Origin of the sequence: Haloferax larsenii, assembly GCF_024730625.1 — an archaeon.
GTDB classification, from domain to species: domain Archaea; phylum Halobacteriota; class Halobacteria; order Halobacteriales; family Haloferacaceae; genus Haloferax; species Haloferax larsenii.
Map to the genome: position 1 here is coordinate 1,539,986 of NZ_CP078063.1, position 13,382 is coordinate 1,553,367.

The 13,382-nt window shown below is 62.2% G+C and carries 11 protein-coding genes; 7 read left to right on the plus strand and 4 right to left on the minus strand.

Annotation, left to right across the window (positions count from 1 at the left end; all coding sequences use genetic code 11):
• The first annotated feature begins 24 nt into the window (after nt 1-24).
• The gene (locus KU306_RS08015) at nt 25-204 is read left to right on the plus strand and encodes a hypothetical protein (protein ID WP_258301642.1); all 180 of its coding nucleotides are present in this window, start codon (nt 25-27) and stop codon (nt 202-204) included.
• A gap of 602 nt (nt 205-806) precedes the next feature.
• Here KU306_RS08015 and gatB read toward each other — a convergent pair.
• Nucleotides 807-2,297 carry an Asp-tRNA(Asn)/Glu-tRNA(Gln) amidotransferase subunit GatB gene (gene gatB / locus KU306_RS08020; RefSeq protein WP_007545058.1) on the minus strand — a complete coding sequence of 497 codons (1,491 nt, stop codon included), beginning with the start codon at nt 2,295-2,297 and terminating at the stop codon, nt 807-809.
• Nucleotides 2,298-2,478: 181 nt separating this feature from the next.
• On the opposite strand from gatB, the gene KU306_RS08025 reads away from it, so the two are divergent.
• The 4 genes from KU306_RS08025 (at nt 2,479) to KU306_RS08040 (ending at nt 9,168) form a co-directional block, all read left to right on the plus strand.
• Nucleotides 2,479-2,832, plus strand: coding sequence for a DUF7518 family protein (locus KU306_RS08025; RefSeq protein ID WP_258301643.1), 354 nt, complete (start codon nt 2,479-2,481; stop codon nt 2,830-2,832).
• An 83-nt stretch (nt 2,833-2,915) separates the two neighbouring features.
• Nucleotides 2,916-6,614, plus strand: coding sequence for a chromosome segregation protein SMC (smc, locus tag KU306_RS08030; protein ID WP_258301644.1), 3,699 nt, complete (start codon nt 2,916-2,918; stop codon nt 6,612-6,614).
• Entirely contained in the window at nt 6,607-7,680 is a 1,074-nt protein-coding gene (locus KU306_RS08035) for a segregation and condensation protein A (protein WP_258301645.1), read from the plus strand. The genes smc and KU306_RS08035 overlap by 8 nt, the downstream gene beginning before the upstream one ends.
• A 399-nt stretch (nt 7,681-8,079) precedes the next feature.
• The gene (locus KU306_RS08040; RefSeq protein ID WP_258301646.1) at nt 8,080-9,168 is read left to right on the plus strand and encodes a right-handed parallel beta-helix repeat-containing protein; all 1,089 of its coding nucleotides are present in this window, start codon (nt 8,080-8,082) and stop codon (nt 9,166-9,168) included.
• Between the two features lie 19 nt (nt 9,169-9,187).
• Here the strand turns inward: KU306_RS08040 and mtnP are convergent, their stop codons facing one another.
• The 3 genes from mtnP to KU306_RS08055 form a co-directional block, all read right to left on the minus strand.
• Nucleotides 9,188-10,048 (minus strand): S-methyl-5'-thioadenosine phosphorylase, encoded by an 861-nt coding sequence (gene mtnP / locus KU306_RS08045; protein ID WP_258301647.1) that lies wholly within the window; start codon nt 10,046-10,048, stop codon nt 9,188-9,190.
• Nucleotides 10,049-10,138: 90 nt separating this feature from the next.
• A complete protein-coding gene (locus tag KU306_RS08050; RefSeq protein ID WP_425499520.1) occupies nt 10,139-11,110 on the minus strand; it encodes an AEC family transporter in 972 nt (323 codons plus the stop codon).
• A gap of 99 nt (nt 11,111-11,209) precedes the next feature.
• Nucleotides 11,210-11,923 (minus strand): phosphoribosyltransferase, encoded by a 714-nt coding sequence (locus KU306_RS08055; RefSeq protein WP_258301649.1) that lies wholly within the window; start codon nt 11,921-11,923, stop codon nt 11,210-11,212.
• Nucleotides 11,924-12,158: 235 nt separating this feature from the next.
• On the opposite strand from KU306_RS08055, the gene KU306_RS08060 reads away from it, so the two are divergent.
• Together KU306_RS08060 and KU306_RS08065 are read left to right on the plus strand one after the other, a co-directional pair.
• The gene (locus KU306_RS08060) at nt 12,159-12,329 is read left to right on the plus strand and encodes a DUF7563 family protein (RefSeq protein ID WP_169317617.1); all 171 of its coding nucleotides are present in this window, start codon (nt 12,159-12,161) and stop codon (nt 12,327-12,329) included.
• 133 nt (nt 12,330-12,462) lie between these two features.
• Nucleotides 12,463-13,362 carry a PhzF family phenazine biosynthesis protein gene (locus tag KU306_RS08065; protein ID WP_258301650.1) on the plus strand — a complete coding sequence of 300 codons (900 nt, stop codon included), beginning with the start codon at nt 12,463-12,465 and terminating at the stop codon, nt 13,360-13,362.
• The last annotated feature ends 20 nt before the right edge of the window (nt 13,363-13,382 follow it).

Sequence of the window (13,382 nt, forward strand, 5' to 3'; positions counted from 1 at the left end):
CTCCGCCCGCGTTGAATTGCTACTATGTCGCACACTCCAGAGCTGCCGGAGCGATTCGTCTGCGATGGCTGTCACGCCGTCTACGCTGGCACGGTGACGAGAGAAGGCGGGTCGTATCACTACAGCGCCCCCGACGAGTGCGCCGCCTGTGGGACGGCCGAGTTCGTCCCGTTCGAGCAGTACGTGCGGCGGCGGACGCAGTGATTCGCTCGCAGTAGGGGCGGCGGATGTGGCCGTGACCTGCTGGCCAATCCGTCGTACTCGACAGTAACGAGAGGACATTTCGCACCAGTCCGGTTAGCGTTCCTAATTTCTGAAATTTTATAATCAAATGAGGTTGATATGTCCTCGGATGTCCCCGAAAACTAACCGGAGAACGTTCATCGGTACCACCGCCGCCATCAGTACCAGTCTGCTGACCGGATGTAATGCCAGAGTACCGCATATCGGGTTTAGCGGTGATGTTGAAAGCAACATCGAATTAATCGGCCGTCGCGTTCCAGAGGCTCCTGAACGTGCGAAAGTTATCCCACTGTCTGATTCTCGAATTCCAGACGAGTCGTTGATTCGGGAGACGGTCAAATCGGCGATTGAAGAGTCGCCAGCTCACGCCGGTGTCAAAAAGAGTGAAAAGAAAGTCCTTCAGTCGACACTCGACTCGCTACCAAAGCATACCAACAGTAACGAGCCAGCAGAGAATGGGTGGTACATAGAGCACCAAAACTCGGTTGTCCACGTCTCTAAGTACATTTTAGACTAATCTGAAGCACACGACACGAGAGCACGAAAAGGATTCGTGCGTTTTCTTACTCGTCGAGTTTCTCGCGGAGCAACTGGTTCGCTGTGCCGGGGTCGGCGCTCCCCTTGGATTTCTGCATGACCTGTCCGACGAGGAAGTTCAGCGCGCCGCCTTCGCCGTCGTGGTAGTCGGCGACTGCGTCGGGGTTCTCGTCGATGGCTTCCTCGACGAAGCCGACGATTTCGTCGTCGTCGGCCTTGCCGAGACCTTCTTCCTCGACGATGGTGTCGGGGTCCGTGCCCTCGTCGAGCATCTTCCGGAGGACGATTTCCTCGGCGTTCTTCGTCGTCACCTCGTCGGCATCGACGAGTTCGACGAGGCGGGTGAACTCGTCGAGGCGGTGGGCGACGTCCGTGATGTGCATGTCGCGGTAGTTGAGTTCGCCGAGCAGGTTGTCGGCGACCCACGTCGCGGCGAGGTCGGCGTCGAACTCGGCGGCCACGTCTTCGAAGAAGTCGGCGACTTCCTTCGTTGAGGTGAGCTTCGAGGCGGACTCCTCGTCCAGTCCGTACTCGGTCTGGAAGCGCTCGCGGCGGGCGTCGGGGAGTTCGGGAATCGGAATCTCCTCTTTCCAGTGGGCGACTTGCAGCGCCGGAAGGTCGGCCTCTTGGAAGTAGCGGTAGTCCTTCTCCTCTTCTTTCGAGCGCATCGAGACGGTGATGCCGCGGGATTCGTCCCAGTGGCGGGTCTCCTGTTCGATGGCGCGGCCGCGTTTGATGGCGTTCTTCTGGCGGGTGACCTCGTAGGCCAGCGCCTTCTCTGCGCCCTTGTGGCTGGAGATGTTCTTGACTTCGGTGCGGTTCGCCGCTTCGAGCGCCTCGTCGGAGATGTCGCCGTCGTCGTCGACTTCGTCGGCGGGGACGAGCGAGATGTTGGCGTCGATGCGGAGCGAGCCGTCGCGGGTGGCGTCGAACACGCCGAGGTATTCGAGCACCTCTTCGAGCTTGGCGAGGAACGCGCGGGTCTCTTGTGGGCTCCGGAAGTCGGGTTCCGTGACGATTTCCATAAGCGGCGTCCCGGCGCGGTTGTAGTTGACCAGCGTGTAGTCGGCGGTGTCGATGCTGCCGCCTTTGTGCTGGAGGCTCCCCGGGTCCTCTTCGAGGTGGGCGCGCGTGATGCCGATTTTGCGGCGCGTGCCTTCGACGGAAACCTCCAGCGTCCCGTCGGCGCAGATGGGCGCGTCGTACTGGGTAATCTGGAAGTTCTTGGGCAGGTCGGGGTAGTAGTAGTTCTTCCGGTGGAACCGGGTGTCCTCGGCGATGTCGGCGTTGAGTGCCTTGCCAATCTTCACGGCCGATTCGACCGCTTTCTCGTTGAGTACCGGGAGCGCACCCGGGAGACCGAGACAGACCGGGCACACGCGTGTGTTCGGCTCTTCGTCGTCGGCGGACTCGGTCGAACAGCCACAGAAAATCTTCGTAGCCGTCTCGAGTTGAACGTGAACCTCCAACCCGATGACGACCGCGAGTTCGCGCTGTTCGAGCGCTTGCGCAGTCATTGGCCGCGCTTCGACGGCGGTGGGCTAAAGACTAACGGGACAGACCCGAGAGCGCGTCTCGTCACCGCCGAATCGAGTCGCCGCGACCGAAAATCGGGGGCGATAACAGTTCGCACACGTATCACATTTTCGGTGATTGTCTGACGCACATTTATGTCTCCAGCGCGGCGCTACAATACGCATGAGCAATCGGGTGGAGGAACTCGAATCGAAGGTTGCAGAACTACAGGCCGCGGTGAACGGACTCACCGAAGAACTCGTCGAGACGAAAGAGCGACTTCGACAACTCGAAGACGCGAACGACGTCGAAATTCCGACGCGCGCTGCACAGCGACGCGGCGATGCCGAGGCCCAGTCCCAGACTCAGTCCCAGTCCCAGACCCAACCTCAGTCGGACGCCACCGACGAGACGGAACTCGTCGACGCCGACGCCGAGGGCGGACAGGTAGACGACGATGAAATTAAAACGGACGAAACCGAGGACAGTGACGAAGGCGAAACCGAGACCCTCGGCGACGACATCATCGTCGCGTAACTGGGTCCGTCGCTAGCGACGAGCGTGCTTCGTGTCCATGCGGTGCGCTCGACTGCGGGTGTCGCCCGCCTGAACACCAACACATGCACATCAAGGAACTCGTCCTCGACAATTTCAAGAGCTTCGGACGACCGACTCGCATCCCCTTCTACGAGGATTTCACGGTCGTCACGGGTCCGAACGGCTCGGGCAAGTCGAACATCATCGACGGCGTCCTCTTCGCGCTCGGACTCGCTCGCACGCGGGGGATTCGCGCCGAGAAACTGACAGACCTCATCTACAACCCCGGCCACGCCGACGGGAGCGACGAGGCTGCGACGGGAACCAAAGAGGCGAGCGTCACCGTCGTCCTTGACAACTCCGACGGCGCGCTCGACCGGTCGCAGGTCGTCAACGCCGCCGGCACCGACAACGTCGGCTCCGTGGACGAAATCACCATCAAGCGCCGGGTGAAAGAGACCTCGGACAACTACTACTCGTACTACTACCTCAACGAGCGCTCGGTCAACCTCTCTGATATTCAGGACCTCCTCGCGCAGGCCGGTATCACGCCGGAGGGCTACAACGTCGTCATGCAGGGCGACGTGACCGAGATTATCAACATGACGCCCTACCAGCGGCGGGGCATCATCGACGAAATCGCCGGCGTCGCCGAGTTCGACGCGAAGAAGGAAGCCGCCTTCGAGGAACTCGAAGCGGTCGAAGAACGCGTCGACGAGGCGGACCTCCGAATCGAGGAAAAAGAGACGCGCCTCGACCAACTCGCAGACGAACGAGAGACCGCGCTCGAATACAAGGGCCTTCGCGACGAGAAAGAAGAGTACGAAGGCTATCTCAAAGCCGCGGAACTCGAAGACAAGCGCGACGACCTCTCGCAGACCGAATCGCGCATCGAGTCCACCGAATCCGACCTCGCGGACCTGCAGGCCGAACTCGACGAGCGCCAGGGCAAAGTCACGCGTCTCGAAGAAGACCTCGAAGACCTGACGCGCGAAATCGAGCGCAAGGGCGAAGACGAGCAACTCCGCATCAAGTCGGAGATGGAGGAGATAAAAGGCGACATCGCGCGCCTCGAAAACGCCATCGAGGCGGCCGAGGAAAAGCGCGACGACGCCGAGGCCGAGCGACGAAAGGCGTTCGTCGATATCGACCGCAAACAGGAGAAGATAGACGACCTCGAATCTGACATCCGGGAGATAAAAGTCGAGAAGGCGTCTGTCAAGAGCGATATCCAGTCTAAGCGGGTCGAACTCTCCGAAGTCCAAGCCGAAATCGACTCCGTGGACACCGAGTTCGACGAGCTAAAATCCGAACTCACAGAGAAAAAAGAGACGCGAGAGGAGTACAAGACGGAGAAGAACGACCGTCAACGCGAGAAAGACCGCCTCCTCGACGACGCCCGTCGGCGCTCGAACCAGATTTCGGAGACGCAAGACGAAATCGAGGCCGCACACGAGCGCATTCCCGAACTGAAGGCGACGCTGTCGGACCTCCACAGCGAACTCGACACCGCCGAGAAGAACGAGGCCAAGATAGACGGCATCATCGAGGAGTTACAGGACGAGAAGGCCGAGTTACAGGACGAACTCTCGGAGGTCACCGACGAACTCCAGTCCAAGCAGTCCGAGTACGCCCGCCTCGAAGCGCGCGCCGGGTCTGACGGCGACAACTCGTGGCCGCGCGCGGTCACGACGATTCTCAACGCAGGACTCTCGGGCGTCCACGGCGCAGTCGGCCAACTTGGCTCCGTAGACGGCGAGTACGCCAAAGCCTGTGAGACGGCCGCCGGTGGGCGTCTCGCAAACGTCGTCGTCGACGACGACGGCGTGGGTTCGACCTGTATCGACCACCTCAAATCACGGAACGCGGGTCGCGCGACGTTCCTGCCCATCTCCAAGATGGACAATCGGAGCCTCCCGCGCAAGCCGAACCATCCGGGCGTCGTCGACTTCGCCCGCAACCTCGTCGACTACGACTCGCAGTACGAGTCCATCTTCTCGTACGTCCTCGGCTCGACGCTCGTCGTCGAGGACATGCAGACCGCTCGCGCGCTGATGGGCGACTACCGGATGGTGACTCTCGACGGCGACCTCGTCGAGCGCTCCGGCGCGATGACCGGCGGGTCCGGCGGTGGCTCTCGATACTCCTTCTCGAAGTCCGGCGAAGGCCGACTCGAACGCATCGCGAAGGAGATCACGAAACTCGAAGACCGCCGTCGCTCGCTCAACAGCGAGGTTCGCGACATCGAAAGCGACCTCGAAGACGCTCGCGGCCGGAAGTCCGATGCTGCAGACCGCGTCCGAACTATCGAGCGCGAAATCGAAGACGCCGAGGAAGACATCGAGGACGCGGAAGCGGAAATCGAGCGTCTCGAAGACCGCCTCGACGAACTCCAATCGGAACGCGAGTCGGTAGACCAGAAGATGGCGACCCTCGACGACGAAATCGCCACGTACGACGAGCAAATCGAGGCCGTCGAAGCCGACATCGCCGACATCGAACAGCAACTCGAAGATTCGGAGATTCCGGAACTCACCGCCCGCGCCGACGACATCCGCGCCGATATCGACGACCTCGAAGACCGGATGGGGTCGCTCGACGGTCGCCTCAACGAACTCCAACTGGAGAAACAGTACGCCGAAGAGGCCGTCGACGACCTCCACGGCACGGTCGAGTCCGCCCAGAACCGCAAGGCGGAGGCCAAAGAGGCAATCGAGGACGCGAAAGAGGCAATCGAAGACCGCGAAGCCGACCTCGAAGAAAAACGCGAGGCGGTCGCCGAACTCGAAGAGGAACTGGTCGACCTCAAGGAAGACCGAAGCGAGTTACAGGACGACCTGCGCGAAGCGCGCTCGGCCCGCGACGAGAAGAAAGACCGCGTCAACGCCGTCGAATCCAAACTGGAGAGCCTGCGCTCGGCGACCGAGCGACTGGAGTGGGAAATCGACGAACTCGAATCGCAGGTCGGTGACTACGACCCCGACGAGATTCCCGACCACAGCACCGTCGAGTCCGAAATCGAACGTCTCACCGAGGAGATGGAGGCGCTCGAACCGGTCAACATGCTCGCCATCGACGAGTACGACGACGTGAAGGCGGACCTCGAAGACCTCCAGGAGCGCCGCGACGTGCTGGTCGAAGAGCGCGACGCCATCCAAGAGCGCATCGAGCAGTACGAATCGCAGAAGAAAGAGACGTTCATGGAGTCGTTCGACGCCATCGCCGAGAACTTCACCGACATCTTCGAACGCCTCTCGAACGGGACGGGGCACCTCCACCTCGAAAACCCCGACGACCCGTTCGAGGAGGGCCTGACGATGAAGGCCCAACCCGGCGACAAACCAATCCAGCGTCTCGATGCCATGTCCGGCGGTGAGAAGTCGCTGACGGCGCTCGCGTTCATCTTCGCCATCCAGCGTCACAACCCCGCGCCGTTCTACGCACTCGACGAGGTCGACGCCTTCCTCGACGCCGCGAACGCCGAGCGCGTCGGTCAAATGGTCGACGACCTCGCTGGAGACGCCCAGTTCGTCGTCGTCTCGCACCGCTCTGCGCTCCTCGAACGCGCCGAGCGCGCTATCGGGGTGACGATGCAGGGCGACAACGTCAGCGCCGTCACTGGCATCCAGTTCTCGCCGGAAGACGAAGGCGACGAGGGCGCGGGCGGCAATGGCGATGGCGACACCGGCGGCAGTGACGACCGCGACGACGGTGGCGACGACGCGCCCGACACCGGCGACGGAACAGACGGCCCGGAACCAGAGGTGCTGGCGAATGACTGACGATATCCCGTCGCTCAATCTCACTCGTGACCGCGGTGCCGACCGCGATGGCGACGACCGCGACGCAGACCGCACCGACGCAGACGAGCCGTTTTCGTTCGACCGTGCTGAGGGCCAGGACCGCAGCGCCGACGCCGAAGCCCCGGCCGACGCCAGCGCCGACGGCATGGACGACGTGCTCCCGGACGATGTCCAGCACGGCGACGACGACGAGGTCGAACCGGTCGAACTGCTCGTCCAACTCGCGAAAGACGGCGATATCGACCCGTGGGACATCGACATCGTCGAGGTGACAGACGCCTTCCTCGACCGTCTCGACGCGATGGACCTTCGGACTACCGGACGGGCGCTGTTCTACGCGAGCGTCCTCCTTCGGATGAAGTCCGACGAACTCCTCTCGCCGGACGACCCCGAGGAAGAAGAACTCGAACCGTGGGAACTCGCCATGCAGGGTGGCGACGACGACGAACGCCCACCCGACGACGGCGCACCCGGATTCGACCCCATCAATGCGCTGGAAGCCGAGATGGACCGTCGGCTGGAACGCAAACACGCCCGGGGGTCGCCGGAGACGCTGGACGAACTCGTCCGCGAACTCCGCGAGGCAGAACGCGGGTCGTGGTGGAAGCGCCGCCGCGAGTACGACACCACCGAGTCGCCGCGTGGGTTCTCCCGTGGGACGCAGACGCTCGACTACCACTCCGCTGGCGACATGCGCGGCGCGGGCGAACCGACCGAAGACGACGTGACGGGGACCGCCCACAACGAGGACATCGAGGCGGTCGTCGACGCGGTCCACGACGTGCTCTCGACGCACTACGAGAAGGGCCGCGACGAGGTCCTCTTCGCCGAGGTTCGAGGCGTCGGCGACACCGTGATGACGACGTATCTCGCGCTGTTGTTCCTCGCCCACCGAAGCACCGTCTATCTAAATCAGGACGAACTGTTCGGCGACCTCTGGATTCGGAACCCCGAGGTGTTCGACGAAGTCGAAGACGACGAAGAGTCACCCGAAGGCGAGGCTGAAGCGGACGAGGCGGCTGTCGAAGCTCTCGCTGACGACTGAGTGCTGAGTCTCTGTCGTTCACCCGTCCGAAAAGTGGACCCTCTGGGTGTTTGTATCGACTTCAGTGGACGTTTTGTGTCGAAATGCTCTGTTATATCGACTCGTCAGTGTCGGGGAACTTCACAGCACGTTTGCTCTGTCTCTTCCCGTGGTCGAGTTGCGTCGAGTCGGCACCTGTGGTTGCTTCCGAATCCGTGACTGTATCCTGCTCAGAGTGTACAGAGACGCTGGTACGTTGCAGCGGAATGCAGACGAATTCTCCGTCGTAGAACTATCCTGATTACACTGAACTAAATTTCAATTATCGATTCTATACTGAATACCTGTTACACCGTTTTCACGTTCACCCGCGTTACGTTGCGCTGTCTTCGCGCCGAAATGCGGGGATGAGTGGTGACAATGACACGACCAGACACATCTCAGAACCCACAGACGACAGGACAGACACGCCGCACCATCCTCCGGACGGCTGGCGCGCTGACGGCACTTGGCGTCTTCGGCACGACGACGGCAGCGGCCGCGACCGAACTCGTTCCGGACGCAAACGGGGACGCGACGATTACCTCACCCGGCCACTACACGGGAAGCGCCACCTTCCGAACGGTCACAATCTCGTCTGACGACGTAACTCTCGACGGCCTCACGTTCGGTGGCGGGGCCTCGGTTGCAGTGAAAAACGGCGTCGCCGGGCTGTCGAACGTAACGGTACAGAACTGCTCGTTTTCGGGCTACTCCGGACGGGTGATTACCTTCGGGTTCGCCGAGGGTGTGAGCAACGCCGTGAACCGCGCGTCGAACATCAGTATCGTCGGCAATTCACTCGGTGCGATGACCGGGAACGCTGCCACCGCAATCGCCGTCTTCGACACTGACGGCGTCTCGGTGCTGGAAAACACCGTCGACCGGTCTTCGGAGACGAACTCTGGGCGGCGGGGAATCAACCTCGACGGAGATACCGACGTCGAAGTCAAGCGCAACACGGTGGATTTGGGAGCGTCGGGGAACACCGGTTCAGCGTTCGGGTTCCCCGTCTTCATCGCGGCGAGATGGACGATTCAAATCTCGATGAGCAGTGCCGAGTCTTCTGACCTCTCTATCGTCGATAACACGCTCGTCGGGGCGTACGACGGCGTCGTCGTACTGAGCCAGCGCGACGTAACTGGCCTCGACGTTCACGGAAACGACGTGGAGACCGTTCAGGGTGTCCGGCTCAACGCCGCGAGTGGTCCGACGTTCGGCCCACAGGGACCAACGCTCACCTACGAGGACGTCACGGTGAGTGGGAACCGCTTCGACGGGTCTCGGTTCTCAGGAAGTCCAATCACAGGCGTTCGGCTACAGAACCTTAACAAGAACGCCGCGGATGTCACGTACCGCGACGTTGTCATCGCAGGAAACAGAGCGACCGGTGTCGACGACGTCGTGGTGGTTCAGGACGACGGAATCACGCTCGAAAAAGTCCGTGTGAGAGGCAACCGATCGCGCTGAAAACCGGGTGTTCGTTCCCTTACTCGACGTACTGGTCGATAAGCGGCGCGAGCATCTCTTTCGTTTCTTCGGGGATCGCCTCGTCGGGCGTGTTGATGGTCCCTTCGAGCGCGGAGTGGCTGTCGGTCTCGTGGTCGTCCGGAATCTTACGGATGGCCGCCTCGACGGTCTCCTTGATGGCCTCCTCGTTGGCGGCGGCGTTCTTCAGGACTTCGTCGAGCGTGACTTCGCTGTCTTCTTTCCAGACGTCGTAGTCGGTGACGCCGGTGATGGTCGCGTAGGCGATTTCGGCTTCACGAGCCAGCTTGGCTTCCGGAATCGTGGTCATGCCGATGACGTCCCAGCCCTGGTCGCGGTAGAACTCGCTTTCGGCCTTCGTGGAGTACGAGGGGCCTTCGATGCAGACGTAGGTGCCGCCTTCTTGGACCTGTGCGTCGGTCGCCTCTTCGGCGGCTTCCGCGAGGATAGAGACGAGTTCTTCGTCGTACGGCATCGCGAAGGGCTGGTGGACGACGATGCCCTCGTCGAAGAACGTAAGCGGGCGGTGTTTGGTGCGGTCGTAAATCTGGTCCGGGACGACGAGCGTCTGCGGCGGGAGGTCTTCTTTGAGGCTGCCGACGGCGTTGCTGGCGAGGATGTGGGTGACGCCGAGTTTCTTCAGCGCGAAGATGTTCGCGCGGTACGGGAGCGTCGTCGGCGAGTGCTGGTGTTCGGGACCGTGACGCGGGAGGAAGACGACCTCGCGGCCTGTGTCGCCGAACTCACCGACGATGGGCGTCGTCGAGGGCTCTCCGAACGGTGTCTCGACCGGTTCCTCGCGGGTGTTTTCGAGGGGGAGTGCTTCGTAGATTCCACTGCCGCCGATAAATCCGATTTTCATACACGAACGTGGATGACCGAGCACAAAATCGTGGCGAATCGGGGTTTGGTCGGGCCCGAACCGACGGCCGTACAACCGTGTCGAACACGCTCAGACGACGACGCCAGCGTCGAGGAGGAAGATGAGTACCGAGAGAAGGGGGACGCTGAGAAGCGTCGTTGCAAAGACGGCCGCTGAGACGAACTCGGCGACGGGAATCGCCCCGCCGACCTCGGTGTCTCCGAACTCCGCGACGAGGATGAGCGGCGTCACCGCTGCGGGCATCGCCGATTCGAGGACGAACGTCCGGGCGACGACCGGGTCGCCGAAGCCGGCGACGAGTGCGACACCGACTGCGACGGCGGGCGCGACGACCATCTTGAGCCCCGAGACGACACCGACTTTCGGGAGCGTCGAGCCGAGGTCGGCGTCCGAGAGTTGGATGCCGAGAATGAGAAGCATCACCGGAATCGCCGAGTCACCGACGAGTTTGAGCGTCTGCATGGCCGCGATGTCGGTCGGCGGGACGACGCCGAGCCACCGGGCGACGAGCGCGAGGGCGACGGCGTAGACGAGTGGGATGCGAAGGACGCGACCGAGTCCGATGCGCCACGTCGCACGTCCATCGTCGTCGCTCCCGCCTCGTCCGGCGATGTAGACGCCGAGCGTGTAGATGAGGACACCCTGGACCGCGAGGTAGACGACTGCCGTCGACCGACCGGTCGCCCCGAACGCGAACGACGAGACGGGAAGGCCGTAGTTCCCGGAGTTCGGAAAGGCGGAGACGAGGACTAGCGCGCCGAGTATCGGTTCGGAGACACCGAGCAGGCGCGCTACGATGCCCGCGACGAGAATCATGACGACGTGGTAGACGACGATACCGCCGGTGAGTGTGGCGAGCGTCTCGCTGGCGAGTTCGGTCGTCGCGAGACTGTAGAAGACGAGTGCGGGGGCGAGGACGTACACTGTCACCGTGTTGAGCGGGTCGGGGTCGACGTCTCGCAGGCGACCCAGTGCGAACCCCACCGCACCGATGGTGAGGATGGGAAGCAGCGCCGTCGCGAAGATAGACAGAAGCGACACACGCGTGGCGATGTGTCTCACACTCTCGAACGTTACGCTTCCGGCACAGTAGTACCCAAACGTCGTGCGGTACGACGTAACCCGGTCGCCCCGCGTGCCTTAGGCGCCGACGCCGTCGTTTTCGACGAGTCGCCACGCGTCATCGCCGGTGGATTCGACGTAGCCGCGTCGCTCCATCTCGGCCATGACTTCGGGCATGCGGTTGGGTTGGGCGATTTCCATCTCGATGCGGTCGACGTCGTGGTACTCCGTGAGGTAGTGGCGGATGTCCTCCATCTCGAAGGTCTCCTCGTCGGCTTTCGCCATCACGCCCGAGACGAGGTCTATCATGTCTTCGATGAAGTTCCACGGGTAGACGACCCACGCCCACTCTTCGAGGCGCTCGCCCACGTAGTCGGGTTCGAACTCGCTCGTCTGGAGGAGTTGGAGCGTGGCCGTCCGAACCTCGCCCGCGTTGCGGTCGGTCACGTACTCGTAGGCGCGCTTGATGGACCCGCCGGTGTCGGCGATGTCGTCGATGATGAGCACGTCTTTGCCTTCGACGCTCCCCTCCGGCATCGGGTAGCGCACTTCGGGTTCGTTCGATTTCTGGGCCGTACCGACGTAGTGTTCCATCTTGAGACTCGTCAGGTCGTCGAGCCCGAGGAAGTCGCAGATACACCGGCCTGCGAACCACCCGCCCCGCGCGAGTGCGACGATGACGTCCGGTTCGAATTCGGACTCCTTGACGTCGTCAGAGACGTCTCGGCAGAGTCCGTAGATGTACTCCCAGTTCGTGATGGTACACTTAAACTCGTCGGGGAGGCTGCCCATAACTTCCGTTCACCGTCCGTACTGCGGCGCCTGATACCCTTTAATCTGTACGACTCGGCCCAGGCGTGTGCACAATTACCAAAAACGACCAAGACAGCCGGTTAATGCCCTCCTAACTCCCGATTCCGCGGTTGTGTTCGATGTGACATTCTCGTCAGGAAGAAACTAACCCATGTTAACAAGGCACATAGTTATGTCTGATGGGTGAGTACGACAGGCCGTAGGTGAAAAACCGATGCACACGTGCGGAAACTGTGGTGAATTCGTCTCGCGCGACTTCGTCCGCGTGTTCGGAAACGAGCACAACGAAGTCGTTGGTTGCCCGGCATGCATGAACATGCGCGAAGTGATGCAAGGGGAGGGCGCGGCCCGGCGCTCTCAAGGAGTCCGCTGGTCGCGGGCGTGACTGACCGGTCTCCAGTCACGGCTCCGTATCGCTCTTATCTCATTCTCACCTTGCATCCGACTGCTGACCCGCTGGCGTAGACTCGTGTCCGTGACCCGCTGGTTTGATACCGCGCGGGCAAGTGCGCACTTCCATGGATAGCCGACGCGCCCTTCTCGTCGACGCTTTCACGACAGAACCGTTGACGGGGAATCCCGCCGGTGTCGTCCCCGACGCCGACGGCCTCGACGCGGAACAGATGCGAGCAATCGCGGCGGAACTCGGCGCGAGCGAGACGGCGTTCGTCTGCTCGTCTCCCTCGGCCGACCGCCGAATCCGATACTTCACTCCGACACAGGAGGTCGACCTCTGCGGACACGCGACTATCGCCGCCTTCGCGCATCTCGCCGCGGAGCGCGCCATCGAACCGGGGACGCATACGCTGGAGACGAACGTCGGCACGCTCGACGTCGAAGTCGACGAGTTCGGCGAGGTGTGGATGACACAGGACGCACCGACCGTCCGAGAACTCGACGTCGATTACGGTCGCCTCGGCGACGCCCTCGGTATCGACGCTGCTGCTCTCCAAGATATCGGCGCTGACATGCCCGTCGCGCTCGCCTCCACCGGCCTCCCGTTCGTGATGGTCCCGGTGAACTTTCTCGAACATCTCTCCGGTGCCGCGCCCAACCACGACGCGCTCGCAGCACTCGCCGCCGAGTACGACGCTGCTGGTGTCTACGCGTTCTCCTTCGACGCCATCGACGGCGATTCGACGCTCCACGCGCGCTGTTTCGCCCCCGGCGTCGGAATCACCGAAGACCCGGCCACGGGAACCGCCAGCGGTGCCTGCGGTGCGTATCTCCGGCACGTCGGTGCTTTCGACTCCATGCCGGACGAACTCCGGTTCGAACAGGGACACTTCGTCGACCGACCCAGTCACATCTCGGTTCGCGTCGCAGAATCAATCGAAGTCGGCGGGCGCGCGGTGCAGTCGCTCGACGGTGAACTCGTGGTGCCGGAGTCCGAATCCGACGACATCATCGAGGCCTGAAGCCTCGTCGATTACGGCGA